The sequence below is a fragment of the Brachyspira suanatina genome (assembly GCF_001049755.1).
GTDB classification, from domain to species: Bacteria; Spirochaetota; Brachyspiria; order Brachyspirales; family Brachyspiraceae; genus Brachyspira; species Brachyspira suanatina.
Map to the genome: position 1 here is coordinate 191,290 of NZ_CVLB01000003.1, position 26,137 is coordinate 217,426.

Annotated in this window: 24 protein-coding genes; 8 read left to right on the top strand and 16 right to left on the bottom strand. The window is 25.3% G+C overall.

Annotation, left to right across the window (positions count from 1 at the left end):
* The first annotated feature begins 89 nt into the window (after nucleotides 1-89).
* Nucleotides 90-1,304, top strand: coding sequence for a tetratricopeptide repeat protein (locus tag BRSU_RS12550; RefSeq protein ID WP_048595935.1), 1,215 nt, complete (start codon nucleotides 90-92; stop codon nucleotides 1,302-1,304).
* A gap of 82 nt (nucleotides 1,305-1,386) precedes the next feature.
* A complete protein-coding gene (locus tag BRSU_RS12555) occupies nucleotides 1,387-2,796 on the top strand; it encodes an alanine/glycine:cation symporter family protein (protein WP_048595937.1) in 1,410 nt (469 codons plus the stop codon).
* Nucleotides 2,797-2,946: 150 nt separating this feature from the next.
* Here BRSU_RS12555 and BRSU_RS12560 read toward each other — a convergent pair whose 3' ends face one another.
* From BRSU_RS12560 to BRSU_RS12570, 3 genes are all read right to left on the bottom strand, one after another.
* A complete protein-coding gene (locus BRSU_RS12560; protein ID WP_048595939.1) occupies nucleotides 2,947-4,116 on the bottom strand; it encodes an iron-containing alcohol dehydrogenase in 1,170 nt (389 codons plus the stop codon).
* Nucleotides 4,117-5,003: 887 nt separating this feature from the next.
* Complete coding sequence (locus BRSU_RS12565; protein ID WP_048595941.1) at nucleotides 5,004-5,465, bottom strand: PTS sugar transporter subunit IIA; 462 nt, start codon at nucleotides 5,463-5,465, stop codon at nucleotides 5,004-5,006.
* Nucleotides 5,466-5,507: 42 nt separating this feature from the next.
* Nucleotides 5,508-6,434: a hypothetical protein gene (locus BRSU_RS12570; RefSeq protein WP_083997915.1), complete on the bottom strand. Its 927-nt coding sequence runs from the start codon at nucleotides 6,432-6,434 to the stop codon at nucleotides 5,508-5,510.
* Between the two features lie 1,086 nt (nucleotides 6,435-7,520).
* Between BRSU_RS12570 and rsmI the strand changes: the two genes are divergently transcribed.
* Nucleotides 7,521-8,306 carry a 16S rRNA (cytidine(1402)-2'-O)-methyltransferase gene (rsmI, locus tag BRSU_RS12575; protein WP_048595943.1) on the top strand — a complete coding sequence of 262 codons (786 nt, stop codon included), beginning with the start codon at nucleotides 7,521-7,523 and terminating at the stop codon, nucleotides 8,304-8,306.
* A complete protein-coding gene (locus BRSU_RS12580; protein ID WP_014486503.1) occupies nucleotides 8,296-8,589 on the top strand; it encodes a flagellar biosynthesis anti-sigma factor FlgM in 294 nt (97 codons plus the stop codon). The genes rsmI and BRSU_RS12580 overlap by 11 nt, the downstream gene beginning before the upstream one ends.
* Before the next feature lie 112 nt (nucleotides 8,590-8,701).
* Here the strand turns inward: BRSU_RS12580 and BRSU_RS15030 are convergent, their stop codons facing one another.
* The gene (locus tag BRSU_RS15030) at nucleotides 8,702-9,661 is read right to left on the bottom strand and encodes a helix-turn-helix domain-containing protein (RefSeq protein WP_048595946.1); all 960 of its coding nucleotides are present in this window, start codon (nucleotides 9,659-9,661) and stop codon (nucleotides 8,702-8,704) included.
* Nucleotides 9,658-10,431, bottom strand: coding sequence for a histidine kinase (locus BRSU_RS12590; protein WP_048595948.1), 774 nt, complete (start codon nucleotides 10,429-10,431; stop codon nucleotides 9,658-9,660). Before BRSU_RS12590 ends, BRSU_RS15030 begins: the two co-directional genes overlap by 4 nt.
* Before the next feature lie 698 nt (nucleotides 10,432-11,129).
* On the opposite strand from BRSU_RS12590, the gene BRSU_RS12595 reads away from it, so the two are divergent.
* Entirely contained in the window at nucleotides 11,130-12,005 is an 876-nt protein-coding gene (locus BRSU_RS12595; RefSeq protein WP_048595949.1) for a DMT family transporter, read from the top strand.
* 70 nt (nucleotides 12,006-12,075) lie between these two features.
* Complete coding sequence (locus BRSU_RS12600; protein WP_048595951.1) at nucleotides 12,076-12,957, top strand: VIT1/CCC1 transporter family protein; 882 nt, start codon at nucleotides 12,076-12,078, stop codon at nucleotides 12,955-12,957.
* On the opposite strand, the gene BRSU_RS12605 is transcribed toward BRSU_RS12600, so the two are convergent.
* The 3 genes from BRSU_RS12605 to BRSU_RS12615 all read right to left on the bottom strand — a co-directional run bounded on the left by BRSU_RS12605 (nucleotide 12,958) and on the right by BRSU_RS12615 (nucleotide 16,076).
* Complete coding sequence (locus BRSU_RS12605; protein WP_048595953.1) at nucleotides 12,958-13,377, bottom strand: hypothetical protein; 420 nt, start codon at nucleotides 13,375-13,377, stop codon at nucleotides 12,958-12,960.
* Between the two features lie 12 nt (nucleotides 13,378-13,389).
* Nucleotides 13,390-13,920, bottom strand: coding sequence for a hypothetical protein (locus BRSU_RS12610; protein WP_048595955.1), 531 nt, complete (start codon nucleotides 13,918-13,920; stop codon nucleotides 13,390-13,392).
* Between the two features lie 566 nt (nucleotides 13,921-14,486).
* Nucleotides 14,487-16,076 carry an arginine--tRNA ligase gene (locus BRSU_RS12615; RefSeq protein ID WP_048595957.1) on the bottom strand — a complete coding sequence of 530 codons (1,590 nt, stop codon included), beginning with the start codon at nucleotides 16,074-16,076 and terminating at the stop codon, nucleotides 14,487-14,489.
* A 511-nt stretch (nucleotides 16,077-16,587) separates the two neighbouring features.
* Between BRSU_RS12615 and BRSU_RS12620 the strand changes: the two genes are divergently transcribed.
* Nucleotides 16,588-17,610, top strand: a complete 1,023-nt coding sequence (locus tag BRSU_RS12620; RefSeq protein WP_048595959.1) for a GGDEF domain-containing response regulator — start codon at nucleotides 16,588-16,590, stop codon at nucleotides 17,608-17,610.
* A gap of 16 nt (nucleotides 17,611-17,626) precedes the next feature.
* Nucleotides 17,627-18,223, top strand: a complete 597-nt coding sequence (locus tag BRSU_RS12625; RefSeq protein WP_048595961.1) for an L-threonylcarbamoyladenylate synthase — start codon at nucleotides 17,627-17,629, stop codon at nucleotides 18,221-18,223.
* A gap of 7 nt (nucleotides 18,224-18,230) precedes the next feature.
* Here BRSU_RS12625 and BRSU_RS15045 read toward each other — a convergent pair whose 3' ends face one another.
* The 8 genes from BRSU_RS15045 to BRSU_RS12660 form a co-directional block, all read right to left on the bottom strand.
* A complete protein-coding gene (locus BRSU_RS15045; RefSeq protein ID WP_167336131.1) occupies nucleotides 18,231-18,809 on the bottom strand; it encodes a hypothetical protein in 579 nt (192 codons plus the stop codon).
* Between the two features lie 128 nt (nucleotides 18,810-18,937).
* Nucleotides 18,938-19,624: a hypothetical protein gene (locus BRSU_RS15050; RefSeq protein ID WP_053082769.1), complete on the bottom strand. Its 687-nt coding sequence runs from the start codon at nucleotides 19,622-19,624 to the stop codon at nucleotides 18,938-18,940.
* A complete protein-coding gene (locus tag BRSU_RS12635) occupies nucleotides 19,621-19,986 on the bottom strand; it encodes a Panacea domain-containing protein (RefSeq protein WP_048595962.1) in 366 nt (121 codons plus the stop codon). Before BRSU_RS12635 ends, BRSU_RS15050 begins: the two co-directional genes overlap by 4 nt.
* A gap of 715 nt (nucleotides 19,987-20,701) precedes the next feature.
* Nucleotides 20,702-21,862, bottom strand: a complete 1,161-nt coding sequence (locus BRSU_RS12640) for a HEAT repeat domain-containing protein (protein ID WP_048595964.1) — start codon at nucleotides 21,860-21,862, stop codon at nucleotides 20,702-20,704.
* 91 nt (nucleotides 21,863-21,953) lie between these two features.
* On the bottom strand, nucleotides 21,954-22,592 hold the full coding sequence (locus tag BRSU_RS12645; protein WP_048595966.1) for an OmpA family protein: 639 nt from the start codon (nucleotides 22,590-22,592) through the stop codon (nucleotides 21,954-21,956).
* A 20-nt stretch (nucleotides 22,593-22,612) separates the two neighbouring features.
* Entirely contained in the window at nucleotides 22,613-23,224 is a 612-nt protein-coding gene (locus BRSU_RS12650; protein WP_048595967.1) for an OmpA family protein, read from the bottom strand.
* 180 nt (nucleotides 23,225-23,404) lie between these two features.
* Entirely contained in the window at nucleotides 23,405-25,123 is a 1,719-nt protein-coding gene (locus BRSU_RS12655; RefSeq protein ID WP_048595969.1) for a class I SAM-dependent methyltransferase, read from the bottom strand.
* A 175-nt stretch (nucleotides 25,124-25,298) separates the two neighbouring features.
* Nucleotides 25,299-26,006, bottom strand: a complete 708-nt coding sequence (locus BRSU_RS12660) for an ankyrin repeat domain-containing protein (RefSeq protein WP_048595970.1) — start codon at nucleotides 26,004-26,006, stop codon at nucleotides 25,299-25,301.
* Between the last annotated feature and the right edge of the window lie 131 nt (nucleotides 26,007-26,137).

Genomic DNA, 26,137 nt, shown 5'->3' on the forward strand with positions numbered 1-26,137 from the left:
AAATTTATTATTATTTTATAATAATATAATGCTGTAAAATAAAATACAAGTATAGATTTTTTAATATTTATATTGTATATTATTAAACTATGATAAAAAAAATATTTATTATCTTTTTTACTGCCCTAACTATAAACAGCATATCTTTTGCTCAAAAAAAAATAATAATCTTTGAAACAGAATACAGCAATAATTACACATCATATGCCTTCAAAGATATTATAATAAAAAATTTATTCATTAACTCCGATTTTCGTATAATACCTTATATACCGTATAAAAGAAATGATTATAAAGAAATAAAATCAAAAATTAAAGAACTCACCTTTAATAATAATGCTGATATATCTATCACATACAATTTATTAAAATATAAAAATGGATTTATTCTTAATTATGTGATATTTGACAGAGAAAAGCCTAATGAATGGAAAGAAAAAAATATTTATTCAAAAGAAGAAAAATTCTTTGAATCTATAAACAAAGTATTAGAAGAGATATATTCTTATTCTAAAAAAAATGATAATCTTGTAAAAGAATATGAATATATTCCTCTTATAGGATATTACAGCCAAATAGTAAGTGACAATGAATATAATGATGAAAATAAGAAAAAAATTTATGAAATGTTTTTTAATTTCTATAAAGATAATATTTATTTCAATATGGATTATCTAGAGTATCTCACAGAAAAAGGAAATAAAGATTCTATTAATGATATAAATATAATAGTAGAAAACATGAAAAAATATTTAGACAAAAATAATCATTATTATTTTTCTGCTTTAGGAGATCTATATTATAGTAAATACAAAACTAATGTAGAAAATGAAGATATAGATATCAGTATAGAAAATTATATAAAGGCAATAAATGCAAAAAATTATAATTATATATATTATAAAAAACTTGCCAATGCTTATATACTTAAAAATGATTATGATAATGCTTCAAAGTCTTATAATGCAGCTATAAAAATTTACGATAGAGATACTGCTTTAATAAAAGATGCCATATACTTACTTAGAAGAGATATGAATCAAAATGGAAATTTAGTAATAGAATATTTGAAAAAAATTATAGATATTAATAAAAATGATGATGAAGCTTTAGAAGAATTAGCAGATATATATGAAAATTTGGGAGATAAATATAACTCTCAAATCTATTATACTAAACTTCTTGAAGCTGTTAATTATAATCTTTACATAATCAATAATGAAAAACCTAATCCTGTACTGTATGATAAATACATAAAAAAACGAAATGAAATAACAAAAAAACTTGAGAAATTGAAAATATAATTATCATATAATATTTTTATAAACCATATATACAAAAAAATATATTTATTGTATAATCGCAAAAACCAAAAAGGAATAAAAAATGAAAATTATTAATAGTATAATAACAAATACTAATAATGTAATGTACGGTTATTTATTATTGGCGGTATTCTTTGTTATTTCTGTTTTCTTTACTATAAGATTAAAAGGAATACAAATTTCACATTCAATACTTGCCTTAAAACTTCTATTTTCTAAACATGAAAAAGGAGACGGAGTTTCAGGATTTGTAAGTTTTTGTATAAGTACAGCTTCAAGAGTTGGTACAGGAAATATTACAGGAGTTATGACTGCGGTTTCTGCTGGAGGACCTGGAGCTTTATTTTGGATGTGGATAATGGCATTATTAGGAGGAAGTTTAGCTTTTTCAGAGAGTACATTAGCACAGCTTTATAAAGAAAAAGATTCTCAAGGAAAGTTTATAGGTGGAGCTTCTTTCTATATAAAAAGCAGATTGAAAAAACCAATACTAGCAATATTATTTGCTTTATGTATGATATTCACATATACAACTTTTAACGGGGTACAGGCTAATACAATATCAAATGCCCTATCAAAATATAATGTATCAGTTTATATAACAGCCATTTTCTTAACAGTAATCACAGGTATGATATTATTCAGCAAAAAAAGAGAAACTATAACTCATGCATGTGTATTTATAGTACCTGTTATGGCAATACCTTATATCTTGATGGGACTTTTTATATTTTTCAGCAATTTGCCTTCAGTACCTTTGGCATTTCAAAATATATTAGTGCAGGCATTCAAACCTAGTGCTGTTTTCGGCGGTGCTATAGGAATTACAATTTCAAACGGATTAAAAAGAGGTTTATTCTCAAATGAGGCTGGTATGGGAGGTGCTCCTCATGCTGCTGCAGCTGCTCATACTTCTCATCCTTGCAAACAGGGTTTAATACAGATGTTCTCAGTATTTACTGATACTATATTGATATGTTCTATTTCAGGATTCATACTTCTATTATCTCCTGAAGCTATGAATGAAGTTAAAAATATGGAAGGTATTAATTTATTCCAATATGCTATGGAATCACATTTGGGAAGTTTCGGTTCTATATTTATTACAGTATGTATATTGTTCTTCTCTTACAGTTCTATATTAGGAAATTTCTTCTATATAAAAACTGGTGCTGCTGCTGTAAAAGATAATTTTATAGCCTATATAATAGTGGGACTTATGACTATAGTAATGGTTTTTGCCGGCTCATTGGCTGAGTTTAAAACTATATGGGGAGCAGGCGATATGTTTATGGGCTTTATGGCTTTACTAAACATCATAGTTATGGTAATACTTAATAAACCTGTATACTTGCTTACTAAACATTATGTGAGCCAATTAAAAGAACATGAAGAACCTAAATTTACTAAAGATATAATAGAAGAACTAAAAAATGATGATGCTATCACTCAATGGGATAATAAAAATTAATAGTATAAAAATTTAATTAATAATAATATATTAATAAGGGCTTAACTTGATAAAAAGTGAAGCCCTTTATTTTATTAAAATTTAAATAATAAAAAACCCCAAGCATTATATAATAACGCTTGGGGAAAAACTATGATTAGAATATATTAATTAAAAGTTGACATCATTTCCATAGTAAGCTGCTTCTAATACTTTTTTCATATTAGAAACGTCAGTCTCTCTTGGGTTAGAGCCCGTACAAGGATCAGCAACGGCATTCTTAGCTATATCATCGCATTTTTGTTTGAAATGATCTTCAGTTACGTCGTTATCTTTATAAGTTTGTTTGATACCTAATTTAGCATTTAATTCTTTAACTTTATTTACTAAAGAAGCTGTAAGTTCTGCATCAGTATTTCCAGAAAGTTTAAGCATTCTAGCTATATCAGCAAATCTGTCAGCACAAACTTTTGAATTGTACTGAATAACATAAGGAAGAAGTATAGCATTGCATCTTCCATGAGTAATATGGAATTCAGCACCAGTTTTATGAGCCAAACTATGTACTATACCAAGTAAAGCATTTGAGAAAGCCATACCAGCTAAACATTGAGCAACATGAAGTTTTGCTCTACCCTCTTTATCTCCTTTCACTGCTTTTTCTATATTATGAACAATCATATCAATTGCTTTCATAGCCAAAGCATCTGTAATATCAGTTCTAAGTCCTGCAACATAAGCCTCTATAGAGTGAGTAAGTGCATCCATACCAGTATCAGCAGAAACTGTTTCAGGCATTGTCATAGGTATTGAGTAATCAAGTATGGCAATGTCCGGAGTAATTTCAAAATCTGCTAATGGGTATTTAATGTTAGTAGAATAATCAGTTATAACTGAGAAAGCAGTAACCTCTGAAGCTGTACCGCTTGTAGAAGGTATTGCTGCAAATATTGCTTTCTTTCTAAGTTTAGGCATAGTGAAAGGAGTTTTAATATCATCGAATTTCTTCTCAGGATATTCATAGAACACCCACATAGCCTTAGCAGCATCAAGTGCAGAACCTCCTCCCAATGCAACTATTACATCAGGATTAAATTCTCTCATAGCTTCAGCACCTCTATAAACTGTTTCTATAGAAGGATCTGGTTCAACTCCGTCAAATATTTTAACTTCTAAACCAGTATCTTTTAATATTTTTTCGCATTTATCAAGAAAGCCTCCTCTTTTCATAGAAGAACCTCCTGTAACGATTATGGCTTTTTTATAACCTTTCAAATTTTTCAATTCTTCCATAGCATTGTCGCCGTAGTATAAATCTCTAGGAATTGTAAATCTTGACATCCTTTAATCTCCTGAAATATCTCTTTATTGTTCTTTATTATAACATTTATATAATTTTTGTCAATTATATTATAATAAATTGTTTAATTTTTATGATAAAAAAGTATAATAATGTAAAATATTTTTATAAAACTATGTAAATATGAATATATTTTATGTAATTGGTTACAATTTTTATTAAAAATAATATTATATAAATTTATAAAATTACAATAAATTTTAAACTAAATTTAAAATAAAATATATTGTTTAATTTATATACTATAATTCAAATTTTTAATTTGTATTTATTTTACGGTTAGTATTAAAATTATTTATCATATTTTTATTTTTAAATGGTATACAGCAATACAAACTATTAACTAATTTATTATTAACTATTCTAGAATCATTTCAATTAATCAATATCGCAGTATATTTTAGACTTTTATATTTAAAACTTTAAGTTTATATAAAATATTTAGAAAATAATAATAGAACATATTTTTAACAATATGAGTATTATTATATAAATGTTTATACTTTATGAAATGCTGTAATATAATATTTTCTATATTATTAATATATTTTTATATATTCCTGAAATAAAATTACATACCTTAAGGAGTAAGTTTTAATTTTTCAATTTATTTAAATATATTATTTATTAAATTATATAATTATAACTTTAAATATTTTAATTCATTTAAAATCAAAATTTTATAAATAATTTTTTATTATCACTAACAATAAAAATAAATATACATCATAAAAATAATGTATCATATAAACTATATTTAAATTTATTATGCTGTCATATTAATTGTATAATTATAACTAATAATTATACAACAATTAAAATATAGTAATCAATATATTATTTAAACATAAAATATTTAAATACCATATTATATTTGATTGTATAATTTTAATATATTTTCTATCATAGATGAAATTTTCTCCTCATCACCTACTTTAGAATTTCTTATAATGTTTTGAAGTTCTTCATCTTGAACGATAACAGCAATTGATGTCAATACATCTATGAATTCATCATTTGCATCTAAAGGTGCAACTATAGAATAAGCCAAATCTATATCTTCTTCAGAATTATAATCTATAGGTTTTAAAAGAGATACAACAATAACTTTAATTTCTTTTATAGATTCCATTCTGGCATGCGGCATTGCTACTAAATCTGCTATTACAGTATTTCCATCTTTTTCCCTGTCATATAATCCTTCTTTTATATCCTCTGCATTATAACTAGAATCTAATTCACTTATTTTTTTGGATAAAAAATCAAATAGTTCTTCTTTGGATGAACTATTATTTTCTAGAAAAATACTTTTCTTATCAATAAAACTCATAATAATCTCCTAAACTATAAAAATTTATAAAACTAATAATTATTACTCTCTGCTAAAATTTTGATATATAAATTTAAATGGAATATATATTTTTCCATTTTCAGCATAATCATTCCACAAACCTTGTGGAGGTGGCTTTAATTTTTTAGCATATTCAATAGCTTTTGAGCATGAATTATCTAAACTAGTTTGGCCGTTTATAGAAGTTTTCAAAAATTTTTCAAACTCTATATTTCCTTCTTCATCTATAGAAAGTAATACCTCTACTTCATCGGTTCTTATAAGTCCTAAATAATGTGCCTGATTAGGAATAGTAAGATACCAGGAATCTCTTATAGAACCAACCAAAGCATAGAAATACCAAAAATATTCCTGAGCCTTTGTACCAAGCTGCATACTTCCTGTTTCGCTAGAAAATACAACTGCTCTGTCTGCACCCTCTTCAAAAGATGCAGGTATTTTAGTATCCCCTTTTATGCCAGGGTTTTTAGGTTTATAAGTTTCTACTTTGTCTCTGGATATTTCATTTCCTAATTCTTTTTTTTCTCTCTGCTGATTTTGATTATTATTAGGTTTTATATTTTCTGTAGGTCTTCTTTCAATTATTGGGCTATTTGCTCCGTCTCCCAAAAATGAAAATACAGAAGTATCAGAAAAAACCTTTGAGGGTTTAACATCTGTCTGGCCTTTTGACCTCAATGTTTTATCTGAAGCAAAAGGAGTATCTTCTTCACTTTCTTCTTCCTCTACTTCAGGAGTTTCTACCAAGAACATATAATCATCTTTTTTATATCTTTCTTCTGCTTCTTTTTTAGCTTTCTCATAAGCAAATACTTCCTGCATTATAGATGTATTTATAAAGCTAAATAAAAATATATGCAGTATAAAAGATACTATAATAGAAAATAATATATCTTTTCTTTTTATTAATTTTCTTTTTATATTTGAAATTTTTTCTTTTATGTTCATAGCCTTTATTCTATATTAATTAATATATTTTACAAGCTTTAAAACATATTAAAAACTTTAAAATAAAATCTTATTTTTAAATTTATTTTGTATTAATATATATAAAAATGTTTCACATGAAACATTTTATTTACAGAATAATTAATTATTAATATGATCTTATTAGCTTTTAGATATAACTTTATTAATTAAATAAATTTTATTGAGCCCGCCCTCACGCACCAAATCTAACGCATGATTTACTTAATTTAAGGGAATATATAAAAACATATTCAATATACTATTAATTTATTAACCATACGATGAAAATTTTAATTATATAATAATATATCTATAGAAAAACTATTATAATAAGTAAATATCCCATAAACAAAATGTATTATTAAAAAATTGGTTAATTATAGTTAATTGTTATAATAGTACATTTTTCGGCGGGAAAAAGAACAAAAATTTAGAATTATTCTAATCAACACTAATTATTAATATATTAGTTTTGAAACAAGTCTAATATTTTTAAAATATTATATTAATTATTAGTTTCACGTGAAAACTTTAGTATTTTAATAATTTACTTAAGAAAGAGTAAAAATATTAAATAATTTTAGTATTTAGAAAAACTCATAACTTTACAAATATATATTGTATACATTTAATAGTATTGAATATACTAAAATTTTATAGTTTGTCAAAAAACAAAATTTTGAATTTAAGTTATTTGTAGGGACCAGTTATAGTCGTGCTGCTCTACGTAATTTGTAATACCTAATTTATTTTGCTGTAAGCAATGTGCCTACTCGGAGAATAACGTTTGACTTGCTGAAGTCAGCCTGTGATGTACACACAAACTTTGATGAAGTACTCAGAATGAGTGCAGCAAAAAACTTGATAATACATTTATAAAAATATAGTTTTTTAGCTATATACTAGATTAAAAATATTTCATGTGAAACATTTTTGATTCAATATTATTGTATTAATGAAAACTTTAATATATAATAAAAATAAATCTAATATTGGAGAATCACTATTAAAAAGAATAATAAAGAAATAATTAATAATGATGATTTTAAAACTGATGAAAAGTTTATAGAAGAAATAACAAGTAATGATAATAATAAAAATGCTGTTGAAAATGGCGTTATATATGTAGTTGCTACTCCTATAGGAAATATGGAAGATATAACTATAAGAGCTTTGAAAATTCTTAGAAATGTGGATTTTATATTGGCTGAAGATACTAGAGTGGCTTTGAAACTTCTAAACTTCTATAATATTAAAAATAAATTATTTTCTTATCATAGCCATTCATCTGAATATAGAATCAATGAATATATAAATGAAATATTAAATGGAAACTCTGCTGCTATAGTAAGCGATGCAGGTACACCTTGTATAAGCGACCCTGGTGTAAGCATTATAAAATTGGCTATAGAGAAAAATATAAAGATTGTACCTGTTGGCGGAATATCTGCATTCACTTCCCTACTCTCTGTTTCTGGAATTTCAGGAAATACTTTGTTTGTGGGATTTCTTTCTAATAAATCCGGTAAGAGAAGAAATCAATTAAAAGATTTATATAATAATCAAAAAACAATAATAGTTATATATGAATCTGTATACAGAGTAAAAGAATGCATAGAAGATATTGTTAACATATTTGGAGAAAAAACGGATATTGTTATCGGAAGAGAAATAACAAAACAATTTGAGCAGATAATAAGATCCGATGCTAAAAATATTCTTGATTTTTTTACAGATGGTAGTATACTAACTAAAGGTGAATTTTGTATTATAATTGATAATAGAAAATCTAAAGTATGCGGGGCTAATGCCGAAAATAATTTATGTAAGGAGTCAGACTATGACAATTGATAAAATAGGCGGCACATCAAATATACAACAGAAATCTAACATTAAATATAATGAAAAAGTTTCTAAAATGGGTTCAGATAGAATAGAAATTTCTAATGAATCAAGATTAGCTTTGCAAAATGAAAAGTTAGTAAACATTATCAAAGAAGCTCCTGATGTAAGAGAAGAAAAGATAGCCGAAGCTAAAAAAAGATTAGAATTATATATGCAAGATGGTGCCCTAAGAGAAGAGGTTCTAAACTCTTTGGCTAATTCTATAATAGATTCTATGCCTATAGAATAATATGACTCTGTTATAAATTTAGTTATTTTAAATTCTAATCTTAAAAATAGTAAGAACAAAACTTACTATTTTTAAAAACCTAGTTATCATAAGCAAGTAATTATATACATAATCAATTCTTAGAAAACTTATTAACCAATTCTACCCTATTTTTTACGCCTGATTTTTCATATATATTAGCAACATGATTATTTACTGTATTCAGAGATATACTAAGTATTAATGATACTTCCTTATTAGTTTTGCCATCAAGAAGATATGATAATATTTCCTTTTCTCTTTTAGTTAAATTTACCTCTATTTCTTTTGAAGATTCATTTTCTGTTTTAACATCATCTTTTATGATGTTTTCATTCTTTAAATTATTAGGATTAGACATTTTATTATTAACTATATTGATGAAATACCAAGATAAATAGCCAAGCATAACCAAATTCCACCATATATAAAATAATAATAATGTTATGTCCATGGAACCTATATCAGCTGCTTCCATTCTATAAATGATAAGCTGATATATAAGAACCGGATATATTATTATAGTTATAAGTCCTAATATCTTGACTATTAATTTCATTGTCTTATCTTTTATACTTTTATAGTTTACAGCTCCTATTATAAATATAGCTATTATAGAAATATAGAATATAATGCTGCTTATAATATATATATCAAATGTTATTAATATTCCTAATATACTTAAAACAAAATGAACTATTGATATTATGATATAAATAATATTCTGTTTGAAATTCCATTTTATATTCAAAAATCTATATAAAAATGCTGGTATGAAATAAAGCATTAATGACATTGCTATAGAGAAACTAAAGAAATATAAAGTATTAAATATATTGTTAGACATAAAATATGGGACTGTTAAAAAACTTAGAAGTTTAACAGCTCTTATTAAAAGGAGAAATGCAAAAGTAAATAAAAATATTATATAATATTTAAGCCATGCAACTCTTTCTATTATATAATAAATAATGGAAAAAAGTATTGTAGAAAAGCCTATTATAAAACCAAACAAATAGGCAACTAAAAGAATATATCCTAATACATAATTCATAATTTATTCTTAGCTGGAAATATTATATTAATCCTTTGTTCATTTTTTGAAGATTCAAGCCATATATTGCCGTAATGTTCTTTTATTATTTTATATGCTGTATATAAATATAAATTATTAAAATTGAAATTATCATAAGATATTAATGGAGTTTTAAAAAGCATTCTTTTTATATCATCAGGTATATCATCACATTCAAAAGTTATAGATATATCTATACATTCCTCATTCAAATCAAGTATTTTTTCTTCTTTCTCACTTATATTATCAACACCATTAATCAATAAAAACTCTTTATCATCGTCATAATTTACTAAGCTATATGATATATTCATTGATGTATTTACTTTTATTATACTATAAATAAAAGAAAATATATTTAGAAGGCTTCTTTTTATTTTATCCCTATCCATTAAAACTACACATTCTGTTAGTATTTTATCACTTAATGTTATCTTATTCTTTTTAGATTTAAATAAATCAAATACATTGTCTAAAGCTTCATTTATAACAAAAGATATATTCTCAAAATTCATATTAAGTTTAAAAGAATCAGAATTTATATCATTAAAGTCGTTTAAAGATTCCATAGTTCTATTTATCAGGAAAGATTGCCTTACTATTGTTGCTCTTGATTCACTGCAGTAATTATTAGCACATCTTTCTAAATCTATATACTTTGATATTATACTATTATAATTTTGTACATCATAGATTATATTTGAAATTAAATCTTTTAATTTATTATTAATATAAAAATTCTGTTTCATAATACTATCCAGAATAAACATAATATTTTAGATTATTATAACATAAAATTATTAAAAATGCTAATTATAGATTATGAATTCAAAATTTGAATTCATAATCAAAATTCATATAGTAAATTTTATATTGAAATTTATACAGTATTTTTTATTCAAATTTATCAACATTATCAACAAGTTATTAACATTACTAAAATAATTGAATTCATTATATTTTATATATTCGAATTCAAATTTTGAAGTATCTTTGAATTTGTATTATATAATAATATTATATATTTAAATTTTTAAATAAATTTTTTATTATTATTAAGCTGTTGATATGTTGATAACTTTTTGCATATAAGAAGAAATTGAAAAAACTATATAAATATAATGTTGATAACTATGTTGATATTAACAAGTATGATATAATTAAGAAATAATAAATTTTATTCTGAAATTCAAAATTTTTATAAAATTAAAATTTGTTTGCAATGTTAATATCTTTTCATAATTTATTAACATCTTATCAACTAATGAAGAATTTTTTATTTTATTATCCCTACCCTACTCTAATTCTTGCATTATATAAAAAATATATATTATAAGTTCACCAACATGAAAACTTAGTGAAAAACATAAATATATAATTATTGATTTTTAGATGTTTTTAATATAATATTTGCCGATATTTAAAAACTAAATCAAAAGAAAATGATATGATTAACGATTCAAATAACAATATAAAATTAGGTTCATTATTTATAATGTTTTCTGCTCTTTCATTTAGTATAATGGAAATAGCAGTAAAAATTTCAGGATCTAATATACCAGTAATGGAGCAGGTTTTTGCCCGTAATTTTATAACATTATTTATAAGTGCTTTTGTTATGATTAAAGATAAAGAAAAGCCTTTTCCAGATAAAAGAAATATTTTGTCAATAATATGCAGAAGTATTTCAGGATATTTAGGTATTATATGCTATTTTTACGCTACTAATAATATGGTGCTTGCTGATGCTTCAGTACTTCAGAAAACTTCGCCTTTTTGGTCTAGTTTTTTTGCTTTTATATTGATCAAAGAAAAGGTGTTAAAAATGCAGTGGATTGGAATGATTATTGCTGCAATAGGTTCTATATTTATAATAAAACCTACTATGAGTTCAAATGTATTTCCTGCTGTCATAGCATTATCTGCTGCTATGTTTGCAGGTATTTCATATGCTATAATAGGATCTCTAAAAGGAAAAGAAAGCAACTCATTAATAATATTTTATTTTTCTTTGTTTTCATGTATATTCTCATTATTCTTTGTAAAAAGTTTTGTAGTACCTAATTTGTTTGAAGTGTTATTACTTTTGCTTATAGGAATATTTGCAGGATTCGGACAATTCTTTTTAACTATAGCATACAAAAAAGCTCCTGTTTCTGCTGTAAGCATATATAATTATACTGGTGTAATATTTTCATATATTTTCAGCGTATTTTTATTCAAAGAAAGAGTGGACATTTATTCTATAATAGGAATGGCACTTACAATATTTGCTGCATTATTAGTTTACTTTTATAAAAATAAAGTTTATATTAAAAATTAATTTTTCACTATATTTTTATTTCATATTATTATATAATATATAAATATAAAATATTTTATTGGAAATGAAAATGAATAATAATATTTCTAAAAACACTATGAAGCTTTTATTAGAGATGCAGCAAAATGAGGTTACTGAGCATGCTGTTTATTTAAATCTTGTTAAGTTCGTAAAAAAAGAAGATGATAGAAAAGTATTGGAAAACATTGCAAAAGAAGAATATGCTCATTCAAAAATACTAGAAAAATATACAAATAAAAAATTAAAGCCTCAAAGATTAAAAGTATTAAAATATTTTATATTGAGTTTTATATTAGGATATACATTTGTAATAAAGATAATGGAAGGCGGAGAAAAGAACGCCGAGAATATATACTCAAAAATAGTTTCCGAAGTTCCTGATGCTAAAAAGATAGCTTTTGATGAAGATGAGCATGAAAATAAACTCATATCAATACTAGATGAAGACAGGCTAAAATATGCAGGTTCTATGGTTTTGGGTTTAAGTGATGCCCTAGTAGAAATAAGCGGTACATTAGCAGGTTTAAGTTTCGCATTACAAAATAATAAATTAGTTGCATTATCAGGAATCATAACAGGAATATCAGCTACATTATCTATGGCTTCTTCTGAGTATTTATCTGCTAAAGCTGAAGGTGATAAAAATGCTTTTAAATCATGTTCATACACAGGAATAATGTATTTAATAACTGTAACACTTTTAATATTGCCTTATCTTATTTTTCCAAGCAATCATTATTTATACGCTTTAATTACTATGCTTTGTATAGTTGTATTTATAATATTTTTCTTCACTTATTATATATCTGTTGCTAAGAGTTTGCCTTTCAAAAAAAGATTTATTGAGATGGCTGGAATTAGTTTAACGGTTGCAGGAATAAGTTTTTTAATAGGGCTTTTAGTTAAGCAGTTTTTAGGCATAGATATTTAATCAGCTTACTATACTTTCTAGTTCATCTATTATATTTGATATTATTTCATTATATTCTTTGAACCATCCGCTATTGGTGAGAGTATCCCAAGTGCTGAATTTTAAATCTTTAGTATCTCCGGTACTATTATTTATAAGTTTAGTATTAGAAAAGTTAACGATAAATTTATCATATTCCAAATGAAAGTTTATATCAAAGCATAATGAGTTATTATCAATTACATTATTAGATACAAAGAATAAATATACTAGTCCATTATCATAGCTACTGAATTTATTATTTCCAGCTTCATTCTTTACCCATTTAAGAATCTCTTTTCTTAGATCATTTCCTTTTAATTTGGTTGATACAAATATTTTCTGTTCGGCTACAGCTATTGTATAAATACTTAAGAAAAATATTAATACTATTTTTTTCATTTAAAGTTTATATTATAACTCTCTTATTGTAGATAAAATATTATTAATCTGTTTTGATTGTCTTTTATAATCATTTTTTATCAAGGCAACCATAACCTGATGATAGTAATTTTCTGTTTCTAATGTATACAAAAGATAATGAACCAAAGTATTTTCATAATATGAATCAAATTCTGTTACATACATTTCTTTATTATTAACTTTTATTTTATTGGAAGATATAATATTTTCTCCGTTTATGCTATTTAAAATACTTGTATTATAATCTTCCAAACTTATATTATTTAAGTTTTCTTTAGATTTAGAGAACATTATAAAGCATACACCGTTTTTATTATTTATAGCTTCTAAATTAGAATTTTCATTTAGCTCATTTTTTACTTTAGATAATTTCCATTCATTGTTGAATATTAAAGCAAATTTTCCATCATAGCTTTTGATGTAAAATTCACCTTTACTGTTTCTTCTTTTTAATACTATTAAAGCTGCTGATACTGTGATGATTGTACTGCTTAAAATGATTAGAGGAAGTTTTTTGCTCATAGTAATTACCCCTATATTTTATTACTAATAATAGGCTATAATATTTTAGTTAAAAAATCAAGGAATTGTATTAAATTATTTTCTATTATTTATTAAAAAATATTATAATTAACGCACGGTGGGTAGATTATAATATTTAATTTTTATTTTAATTATAAATAGATTAGTAATTATAGTATAGTTAATCGTGCGTTGTGTGAATTATAAATTTAAATAAAGCCTGGGTGGGTGTTATAATAACAGAAAAAGTTTTAAAAGAAAAACTGCATAAAAATAACTTAAAAAATTAAAAAGCATAAAGGGTGGGGTAGTGATAATAAAGTTTTAAAACTTAATTACATTTGCCCGCCCTTTATATTTATAGTTTTATTATTAATATTATCTTTAATTTTTCTTAATAATCAAATTAGAATTTATTGGCTACCCGCCCAGGAATTTTTTATATTTAAAGCAAATACACCGCACGTAGAATAGATTTAAAATATACATTTATCTAGAATTACAATTTAAACTATAAATAATAGTTTTACTAACCGTGCGTTAAGAAAAATAATTTTTGATTAAGATTATTCTTCAGACCACATTCTTTCTACTTTAGATATTCCTATTATATCGAAGCATAATCCAAGTATTTTTTTAACTGCTTTTATTAGAGTAAGTCTTTCCTGTCTTATCTCTGCATTTTCTTCTAATACAATATTATCATAATAGAATCTATGCAATGCACTGGCTATTTCATAAGTATAATTGATTAGAGTATAAACTTCTAAAGATTTAGCAGCCTCATATATTTCATCAGGGAATCTCAATATCATTTTAGCAAGTTTTAAAGAACTTTCATTAGCGATTTTTGAAATATCAAAAGCCTTATTATCATCATAAGACATATTTTTTTCTTCTAGCTTAAAGAATATATTACAAATTCTAGCATAAGCATATTGAACATAATAAACAGGATTATCATTGTCCTTTTTCTTAGCAAGCTCCAAATCAAAGTCTAAAGAGCTAGAATATGAACGCATAAGTAGGAAATATCTTGTAGGATCAACTCCTATCTCATCGATAACATCTTCAAGACTAATCATATCCCCAGTTCTTTTGCTCATTCTTACAAGTTCATTTCCTCTGTAAAGACGAACTAATTGACCAAGTATAACTTTCAAAGAAGCGGTATCTTTACTAACAGCTCTTACAGCAGCAGTAATTCTAGGTACATAACCATGATGGTCAGCACCTAATATATCTATTAAATAATGATATCCTCTGTCAATTTTATTTTTATGATATGTAATGTCCGGAGCGAAGTATGTATATGTTCCATTGCTTTTTTTAACTACTCTGTCTTTGTCATCACCGTATTTAGTGCTTTTAAACCAAATAGCATTATCCTCTTCAAATAAAAGTCCTTCCTTATCAAGGAAGTCCATAGTTTTTTCTAATTCTCCGCCCTCACGTATCTTTAATTCAGAAGCATAATTATCCATATGAGTGCCGAATCTCTCTAGTAGTTTTTTCTGACTTTCTAATATTATATCTTTAGGTACTCCGTCTTGTTTGGCAACATCTTTTATGTATTCGCCATGATAACCATCTTCAGGAATCTCTCTTCCTTCTTGAACAGCCTTAACGCTTTCATTTAATTTAGTTATCTGTTCTCCTGCATCATTAACATAGAACTCCTGATAAACTTCATGTCCTGCATATTTAAGTATGTTGGATAATGCACTTCCAATAGCAGCCCATCTTCCATGTCCTATATGAAGAGGTCCTGTTGGGTTTGCACTAACATATTCTACTAATATTTTCTTTTTATCTTCAACTGTGTTTTTTCCATAATCATCATTGTTGATAAGTTCATTTATACATTCATTTATATAATTATATGATAATGTTAAATTAATGAATCCAGGTTTTGCAACTTCTATCTTATCAAAATATTTTTTATCTATTTTCTCTGTTATAGAGTTTGCTATTTCAAGCGGGTTTTTCTTTAAAACTTTAGCAAGTCTCATAGCTACAGGACAAGCATAATCACCAAATTTATCATCTACTGCATATCCTATTTCTATATAAGATTCTATGTCTTTAATATCAGTATCTTTTAAATATTCTTTTAAAGCTTCTTTTAGGATATTTGAGATAATTTTTTTAAGCATATGCTCTCCTACGATATAAAAGTAAAAATATTTTTTAGTATATAGAGTATATCAAAGATTAGAACTTCTGCAAGTATAATTTTTTATTTAGTAAACGTTTGGAATATAGCTATTGAATTAAATGGGGTAGGGTAGTTAAATAAAGTTTTAAAATTTAATTACATATGCCCGCCCATTATACTTTTTAATATACTTAGAAATTTTTATATTTTAGTTATTTATTATTTAATTAGAATTTTTTAATTCTCACCCAATCTTTTTTTATTAATTTACCGCACGCATAGTTTCATTTCTAATTATATAAAAATAAAAAATAATAGTGTATTCAATTAATATAAAATCTGCTTACCGTGCGTTATATAAAATTAATATTATTATATAAATTAACAGTATTTATTGTTTAATAACTCTACTTTATATTATTAATATAACTCTATTTTTTATTTAATAAATTCTATAAATTTACGATACTCTAATATGAGAATTATATACTTTGAAGACGTAATTAATTATGAATGAGAATATTTTAGTAGTAGAGCATAGAGCAGACCTTTTAGACAGGTTTGTCGATCTATTAAGAGAAAGACATTATAATCCTATAGCAACAAAATCCAGAGCTCAGGCAGTTAATATTTCCAATGAAAGTACATTAGATTTGATACTTTTGGATGCGGATATTGGGGACTCGCAAGGTTTACAGCTTCTTGATACTTTCAAAAATCAGGAATCAACTAAGGGAACACCTGTAATTCTTTTGAGCACTCCTTATAGAAAAATGGAATTTATAGAAGAAGCTATAAATTTGGGAATTGACGGACTTATATTTATACCTTTTGATGAGATGGAACTTGTTGTAAGGGTTAATAGCTGTCTAAAGTATAGAAAATTATATGTAGAACATCAAAAGTTAATTAAACAGGCAGATTATCTTCAGAATTCTTTAACTGATATGACAGAAGTTTCCAATAGGAATTATCAGTCATATAAAGATGCACAGAAAAAATATGACGATATATTGAATGTAGATTTGGAAACAGGTCTTTGGAATAAAAAAGAGTTTTATGAACAGTTTACAAGACTTCTTTATGAAACAGTAAGACATGAAGAGACTATAGTACTTGCATGCTTTTCTATAGATGGGCTTGATAGTATCATAAGCGAATATGGAATAATTGCAGCCGAAGAAATAATGCTTAAATTCACAGAAGTTCTTAGAAGAACAACTAGAAGGGAAGATATTTTAGCTAGATTTGATAATAATGAGTTTATGGTTGCTTTTAATAGAATGAATATAAGATTATATGATAAAAAGCTTGAAGAGATAAGAAGCTTTGTTGATAAGAATGAGCTTGAATATAATGGTATTATAATCAAATATACAATATCAGCTGGAATATCATATACAGCATATAAAAAGAATTATCATATAGAAGGTATGGAAAAAGAAATAGCCCCTGTATTATTAGCACTTCATAATGCCAAAAGACGCGGATTTGCAAGTTTATTCGTTCATCCTACTTTAATAAAGAAATAATATTTAAAGGCAATATATGATAATCAATCTCGATAAAAATAATTTAGAAAGTATAGAGTATGCAGCCAATGAAGTTATAAAAGTTATTAATGATGGCGGAATAGTTGTTTCTCCAACAGATACAGTTTATGGAATGCTTGCTGATGCTTTTAATACCGATGCTGTAAATAGAATATATACTATAAAAGATAGAGAGAAAAATAAGCCTCTTTTAATATTATCAAAAGATTTAGAAAGCGTAAAAAAATTCTCTGATAAAGAAGTTCCTGATATAATAAAAAATAATATACCGGGAGAATTAACTTTCATTGTTCCTCTTTTAGAAGAATTAAAAAATAAGTTCTCATATTTAAAAGACACGGTAGCATTAAGAATACCGAATGATAAATATATGCAGCTTATATTAAAAGCCACTAATCCTTTGGTAGCTCCTTCAGCCAACCCTAGCGGTTATGGTGTTATACTTGACGGCAACAAATTAGCAGAGCTTTACAAAGACAAAGCTGATTTAATAGTTAATGCCGGAGTCTTAGAAAATAAAATGCCTTCTACGCTTTATGACTGCTTAGAAAATAAAGTACTTCGTCAGGGCTCTGTTCATTTGGATATATGATTTTTAATTATCGTAATGGTGCTTCAGAAATACTTACTTTTATCTCATCTAGTTTATTTTTATCGTTATTTTTTTCATGTAAAATTTTCCTTATATATTCGGCTACGGATTCATTATTTTCTACTTTAGAACCTATTATAATTTCTTTTATATAATTATTATTTTCACTAAATAACTTTATATAATCTATATAAAGTTTGTTATTAATTCTGTCAGCCTTTATTTCTTTTGATTTATAATTTGAAGTTACTAACATTCTTAATTCCTGCTCTTCAAAGAATGCCTCATGTTTTATTATGAATCTTATATTTTCAAATAGATATCCATATAATTTATTTTTAATATTACTATATTCATTATTTTTGTCTATTTTATTCTTAATTTTTTCTGTATAATTAAAAATATTTTTAAAAATATATTCAATTATGCATTTTATTTTTTCTTCACTTTTTAAATCTTCTATATTTTTATTGTTTATTTTTTCCAAATTATTTAAATCAATTATAATATCAGCAGAATATTTAGATTCATTAGGATTAAATACTAACAAATTATCTTTTTCATTATAATAGAGTACCCAGTACAAATTTCTTTTTTTATTAATAAAATCTATATTTTCTATACTGTTTTTTGTTTCTGATTGATAATAAAATGGTGCTTCATATAATAAATTAAAATATTCATTATTTAAAATTAAACTTGCTCCTGTAGCTTCTATATTTCTTTTTTTCCGTAAAATCTAAACATAGTTAAAGAATCTATATTTCTTGAATATGATGATTGCAATGTTATAGAATTATCATCACTATTTATCTTTATATCTATATTGTTTTTATTTAAAATACTTTCTATTATTCTTCCTTCTTTTGGATCATTAGCAGTTGTTATATTATACATTCTTATATTGCCTACATTTTCGATTTTATTATCATTATTGTTCAATAGTATAAATAGAGTAGATAAAGAAGTATAATGAGATATATTTATATTTTGTTCTATATTAAATGATAATGTTTTTAAAAGTAAGTACTCGAATAAAAATAAATATTTTATATATTTTTTAGTTTCAGAATCAAAATGTTTATATTCCTCAAACTTAAACATTAGATTTATTATGGGTTCATTTTTCCATAGACATTCATTATTTTTTTCTGTTAATAATTCAAATAATTCATTAATATTTTTATAGTCTTCAAATAGTGTTAATATATAAGTAATATATGAAATATTATTTTCTTCATAATTTTGTATTATATTTTTTCTGATATTTTCTATAGTTTTATAAATGTCAATTTGATTTGATTTTAATTCATCTAATATTTTAATTTCTTCGTTACTATCAGAGGCATTTTCAAGTTCTTTGAATATTTTTTTAGAAATATTTGATTCATCATTACTCATCTTGAAAAATATTCCTTCATTAATAGTTTGCTTATTTTTTCATTTTTTGGTGTTTGACTCCAAGGACTTCCTTCTCTATGACTCCAATCTGATAGTTTTCCAGCACTATATTGTCCAAAATTATCCAGTACAACTTCAACCATTTTTTTTATAATATCAGCATGTTCTTTACTATCAATTTCATCTATATTTAGATTATCATAATTTTTATTGAAATCTTCAGGATTTATTTTGGTAAAGACTTTGGGATATACTGGTCCATACTGCCAAGCTCGGCAATGTTCATCAACTGCATTTATATTACGTGCTAATAATCCGCCATCTAAAGCATAAAGGAGTTTCTGCAATTTTGTTATACACATTTCTGGTATTTTTTTATTTGAGCTTGCTTTATTATATATTTAGCAAGAAGAACTGAATCAATTCTTTCATCATACATAAAAAGCCTCCTTTTGATTATATATACTTATAATATAATCAATTCTTATAAGTGATAATTAAATTTAATAAAGTTTATTTAAAGAACGGAATTTTTATTATTCTCCATAAAAATTTTATCATTAATTGACATTTTAGTCAAACAATAAATTATAATATTTTACACTATTAAATTTATTTTTTATGCATAATTATATGTTATATCTTTATATTTTTTAATTATCAATTTTCCTATAAACATCATCAATATTTTGAAATTGTTATATTAACATTATATTTAAATTTTTAATTCATCTAAGTATTTAAAAACATATGGAAAATTTGAATATTTTTTATGCTTTTTGTTTGTGGTGGCTTTGCCCCCACACCCCTAGTTCTTTTATTGATATAAAATAACCAAAATAACTGCATTTTAAGTTAAAAATAGGCATTATAAAATATTTGCACTTTCGCGAAGCGTGCCTGCGGCAGCAACTTTGACGAAGTCCGCAGAGCATGTGCAGCAGGAAAAGTTGATAAATGAATTAAAAAAATTAAAAGGAATTAGGGGAGGGTGGGTGGGCAGAATAAATTTTTAAAATAAAAAAGGCTTACTATTTCTAAATAAACAGCAAGCCTAATAAAAATATATATAACTTTTTAATTAGCAGTATTAGCTGAATCGTTTTTTATACCTGTTAGAGATTCTTCTATAGTTGTAGCTGAATCAGAATCTCCCTCACCTATAACAGATTTGGCAAGATTCTTTATTTTATCGCTGGCAGATGAAGTGGCCAATGTTTTTATAGCATCATACATATTTCCTGTAGGTGCGGATTCTTTGTATAAATTAAGTATCTCTGTAGTGATAGCCTCTGAATTGTCATTTTTAAGTCTGTAAATTAGAAGTTCTTCTATTTCAGGCTCTGATTTGTAATTGGATAAAGCCTTAATAGCATAAATACGTACAGAATCACTGTCATTTTTAGCAGCTTCTATTACATCTTTTTTAACATCTCCATAAGCACTGTATTCAGGAAGTACATATATAACCCTTGCAGTAATCTCCGGTAAATCTTCAGCAAGAAGTTTTTGAAGTATCTCATAATTTTCAGCACTAGGATAAGCACCCAATGCCACAACACCCATATATCTAACCAAAGCAGGTTCTCCGGCATTTTGAGCTGCATTCTGACAAATCTTTTCACCTTTAGTGTTTTTAGTTATACTGAAATATCTTAATATCTCAACTTTAGTACTTGATCCTACAGTATTATTTGTATATATCTCTAATAAATAATCTGCAGCCATCTCTGATTTTATAGCTCCCAAAGCATTAACCATACTGTCTAATACAAGCCCTGAAGCATTTGTAATTTCTGCCATTATAGGAACTTCATATTGAATATCAGGATAAATAGAACATAAATAATAAGCATCTTTTCTTACACTGTCACTTTCATCTTTAATAGCATATTCTATTATAGCTTTTGCATTATCATTTTTGTTTTGTTTAAAGAAATTTATGATCTCACTTTTTACTCTGTTATTCTTTTCTTCAGGATAATGAGTAGCAAGCATTGCGATATCAGCTTCATTTTTTGTTCTTTTTATTTTAGCAATAGTGGCTATTTTTTGAGTAGGAGTTCCATATTTAAAAGCTTTTTCATACTCAGCATTAAGTATTCCTGATGTTTCAGCAGCTAAAGTATTTGTTGAAATTGTAGGAGCTGTAGGAGCTTCATTAGTAGGACTTTCAGAAAAAGCTGTAAAATTAATTAGTATAGTAAATATTAAAGTACAAATAACAATATTTCTCATAAAATAAAAATTTCCTTAAAGTTTATAATAAAAACCTCCTTTACAGTATTAATGATAAAGGAGGTTTGTTTTTTACTATTTTGTAATACAATCAATTTCCCTGATATGTACTTTCGCTTCTTACATCCAAATTAGAAATGTAAGTATTATATTTTACTAAATCTTCATCATTGGCTATTATAACAAACTCATATCTTCTAAGTTCATTTTGAGTAGGGTATTCAGGAAGAGCTTCTCCAAGAGGACTTTCTATTACTCTTTCAGAAGGTACTCCCTTAGCCAACAAGTATGCCTTACCATTTTTAGCTCTTACAACAGAAAGATTATAATTATAAGGATAAGCCTTTCCTCTGTTACTAGTATGAGCTTCCAAAACTATATTTACATTAGGATTCTTATCTAAAAACTCTATAACCTGATTGAAAGACATTTCAGCTGTTGCTGGCATATTAGTCTCTACGAATTTGAATATTACTTTTGGAGTAGTTTCTAGTATTTTTCCTCTTTCAGTATCTCTTATAGAAGTATCCATAGGAAGATAAAGCTCTTCAGAACCAGATGCCAATGTTTTTGTATCAGCTACTACTTCTTCTGGTTTTGGTTTTTCTTCTTCTACTGCTGGAGTATCGTCTGCTATCACAACATCCTCCGGAGTTGTACTTGTAGGCGTACTTTTACATGCTATTATGACAAAGATCAATAAACTAAAAATAAATAAAAGTTTTTTCATTATTTACTTAAACCTCGGCATTAATTTGTTTCCTTATTAATGTCGACAGTTTTAGCAAAATCGTTATACTTTTTCAAATCATCTTCAGTCATTATTATTATAAATTCGCTTCTTCTATTTTCTTTAAGAGTAGGGTATTCAGGCAAAGCCTCTCCGAAAGCATTTTTTAATAATTTACTGTTTTCTACGCCTAATTTTATTATATAGTTGTAGCTTTTATCAGATCTTCTTTGAGATAGAGCATAGTTATAAGGAGCAGGACCTTCTTTACTAGAATTGCCTTCTACCATTATTCTTATACCTGGATTATTATTTATTATTTGATAAACTAAATTATAAGCCTCTTTATAAGTTCCTATTTCTATAGTATTATCAAAACCGAATTTTACCTCATAAGTTGAACCAGGCTTACCAACATCTGTTTTAGATTTAGGATCATGAAGTACTAATACTTTTCCTCTTGGAGTTTCTCTTACACTAGCTCCATCAGGAAGGTTAAGCCCTTTAGCATTTTGATTATTTGCTTCAGTTGTTTTGAATCCGCTATTATCTTCTGGACCAGTAGCAACAGGGGCACTTTTACATGCGGCTGCTAGAATAACTACTGACATAAGTAAAAATATTTTTTTCATAATTATATTTCCTTAAATATCATATTATTATATTAAAACAATTAACATAATATACATCTATAACAAAAATAATACTATATTTGTAAAATTGTAAAAACTATAGTTATTTTCATATATTGATAATTAATCATTGAATATACAAAATTTAAGCTACATTTAAAACATTTTTGCTTCAGTATCTTATTTTAATGACTTTTGATATATGCATTCAAATGTATCGCCTAAATTCTTACTTCTAGCAAAAGAGCTATATATTCCTGATAGAAAATTATTTTTTCTAATGAAATTAAAGCCGAATATATCGCAGAATCTATTATAATAAACGCTTTGATTTTCTAAATTTATGCATTTTAAAGAATATTTAGACATAAGTAAGTCTAAGGATTTAGGGTTAGCTTCAAAAGCATGATCCGAAGGTACTATAGAAAAATAGTTTTTGTTGAATCTTCCGCTTAAACCATTACCATTAGGGGTAGCGAATGCTAATATTCCGTCATCTTTAAGGGAGTAAATTATATTTTCTAAAATACTTTCAAAATTGTATATATGCTCTACAACATACCAGGCTGTTATTATATCATATTCTTTTTCTTTATATTCAAAATCTAGCAAAGAGCAATTATGTACATTGAGATTAAGAGTGTTTATACAGTAGTTTGAGGCATATTCGCTTATCTCTATACCTTCTGTTTCATATCCGTATTCTCTTGCCTCTTTAAGAAAGAAACCCATTGCACTGCCTATATCAAGTACTTTTCCATTAGGTTTTATTTTCTTTATTTTTTCTAATCTTCTTTTTGCCAAAGCAGTTAAATTTGCACTGTCTTCTTCATAGGTTTTTCCGTACTGATTCTTATAATCTTCAACAAAATATTTAGATGAATAATCTGTAAATGGAGGAAGGAAATATTTTCTAAACAGAGTATTGCATTTCTGGCATTTATACAAATTTGATTCCAAATTTCTATTTTTCATTTCTATATTTCTGCTTTTGCAAAATGGGCATTCTATATCTTTGAAATCTTTTATATTATCTATTATAGTTTTTATACGCTCTAAAGATTTATCTGTATTTATTAATTTACCTTTTTCTTTAAATTTATTTTGTATATCATCATTGAATAGAAATTCTTTTAATCTATTTAGAGCAGCATCACTATCTATATTTTGAAAAAATCCTAAATTAAAAAATAACTCTTCCTGACTTTTAGCCAAGTCATCATGATATTTTGTAGGTGAAAGCAATATTACAGGTATAGAAGATTCTATGCATTCAAAGGCAGTGAGTCCGAAATAGGTTATAACTGCACTGTATGGATTTTCAAATATATCAGTTCCGAAATTTTTATAAGTTATATTATTGTATTCACTTTCCCTTTCTGTATCTATCAATACAAAATTTTTATCTTCTATTTTGCTTATTATTTCTATAGCTTTATTTTTTAATTCATTATTAAATCCAAGATAAAGAAGAATAGGGGCATCAGCATCATATTTAGGTTTTACATTAGAGTTTAATATAGTAGCAATAAAAGGCTTTATATTTACCTCTTTAGAATTATCTATATTAGGAAGCATTTCTATAACTATATCGGCGAATGCTCTTTCATTTCCTACACTGTCTATTATTATAACACTGCTTATTTTTTTTAATTCTTTTATATATTTTGAGTCTACTTCTCTGCTGTCTACTATTATTAGATAAGGATTTAAATTTACTATTTCATTATATTTACATGTATTTATAGTATTATCTTTAAATATACCGCTGTTATCATTAATAGAAGAAAATGTAAAATTATAATATTCTTTTAACTTATTTGCTATGAACTTCATACGGGTAATATGTCCAAACCCGTATATTGTTCCTATATCTGTTATTATACATATATCCTGCATAGATCTTACAACTGTTTGAAATTTATTTATAATTCAAATTATTATATAACAAAAAAAATATTATTACAAATTAATATTCAATAGTAATCATATTATTCTAAGTACATTTTTATATATTATAAAAGTTTAGGGGTGGGCGGGCGGGCAGTGTATATAAAAAAATAAAATATCATTTCTATTTATAATTAGATATCATATCATTTATTCTATTCATAGCTTTTAAATCTTCATTGTCTTCATTATAGCTTTCATTATTTTCATTGCTTTTTAGATATATGTAAGCATTATCTCCATTATTATCAGTTTCATCAATATTAATATTATTTTCAAGAAGCTCTTTTACTATATCTTCTTTAAGCATTAAGCATGCATACATAAGTCCATTAACACCCTCATTAGTTTTGCTGTTAATATATGCATTATGATTTATAAGAAGTTTTAATATATTAGTATTATCATGATTGCAGGCATAAATGAGAGGAGTAAAGCCATCATTATTTTTTGTATTAACATCAGCATTGTATTTTAATAATAGTTTAACAATATCAATCCTTTTATAAAATACTGCAGTAAGAAATGCATCGAAACCTTGTTTATTTTTGATATTTAAGTCAGCATTGTTTTTAAGCAGAATTTCAGCAATTTCACTATGCCCGTAAAATGAAGCAAATATCAAAGCAGTCCAATTTTCATCGGTTTGCAAATTAATATCAGCATTATTTTTTATTAATTCTTCGGCGATATTAACTCTATTAAATATAGATGCAAGCATTAAGGCAGTAAATCCTTCATCATCCAGCTTATTTATGTTAATATTTTTATTTAAGCATTCTTTTAATTTGTTTAAATCTCCGCTTTTAGCAGCATCAAAAAATTCTTTCATTTTAATTAAAACCTTATTTCAATATAATAAAAAAATTAACTTACAAGATTAAAGACTGTATTTTATATAAAAAATTGATATTTTCAATTATATTTATATTTTTTACATATTTTTTATTGCAAAAAGTTATT